Origin of the sequence: Rhodopirellula sp. UBA1907 (assembly GCF_002337565.1) — a bacterium.
Lineage (GTDB): Bacteria > Planctomycetota > Planctomycetia > Pirellulales > Pirellulaceae > Rhodopirellula > Rhodopirellula europaea.
The window spans coordinates 161046-161710 of the sequence record NZ_DDGH01000048.1; the positions used below are offsets into that span (position 1 = coordinate 161046).

Consider the following 665-nt stretch of genomic DNA (forward strand, 5'->3'; position numbering starts at 1 on the left):
GGGTGAATCAATCGTCGGGGCGGCATCGAGTGCTTCTTCGCGACTTTCGTATCCGTATCCGGTCAGCGTGCATTCAGGAAAAACGGCGAGTTCGACGCTTTGTTTGCCGAGCTGTTCCATCTTCCTGCAGACGTCGTCGACGTTCTGATCGACGGACGCAAAATGGACACCGGTCTGGACGCAAGCAATCAACATCGTACAAACAAGACTTATTCGACGGGGTGACGGATTCTTTCGAGCCATGATTCGAACAGAAAACGACGCTCCGTGGTACCCAATCATGTCGAGACACGAAGCGAACGGTGAGGCGGCCAACGCTGAATTGACTCGCGATTCATTGCAAATTTCAGGGAACGAGTCATGTCATCAGCGACCGAATCCTCCTCGTCCAACGGGGCGGCGTCGCCCGACGAAACACAGGACATCAATCTGCCCGCCCCCGAAGCGAAGCCAGCCGCCAAACCTGCGCCTGACAAATTTGATTTCGATTTATTTGTCATTGGCACCGGACCGGGCGGCGAAGGTGCCGCCATGCAAGCCGCGAAAGGTGGATTGCGTGTGGGCGTTGCGGAGCGATACCGGCAAATTGGTGGTGGATGCACTCACTGGGGGACAATCCCCAGCAAAGCATTGCGATATGCAGTGACCAGCACCATGAAATCGCT

At 55.6% G+C, this 665-nt stretch carries 2 protein-coding genes; one reads left to right on the top strand and one right to left on the bottom strand.

Going from position 1 to position 665, the window contains the following annotated elements:
* Positions 1–195, bottom strand: a 195-nt coding sequence (locus tag B2R17_RS10510; protein WP_349676990.1) for a nitrilase-related carbon-nitrogen hydrolase, incomplete at its 3' end; no start/stop codon positions are given.
* Between the two features lie 165 nt (positions 196–360).
* On the opposite strand from B2R17_RS10510, the gene B2R17_RS10515 reads away from it, so the two are divergent.
* Positions 361–665: FAD-dependent oxidoreductase (locus tag B2R17_RS10515; protein WP_286763941.1), on the top strand; the 305-nt coding region annotated here is incomplete at its 3' end.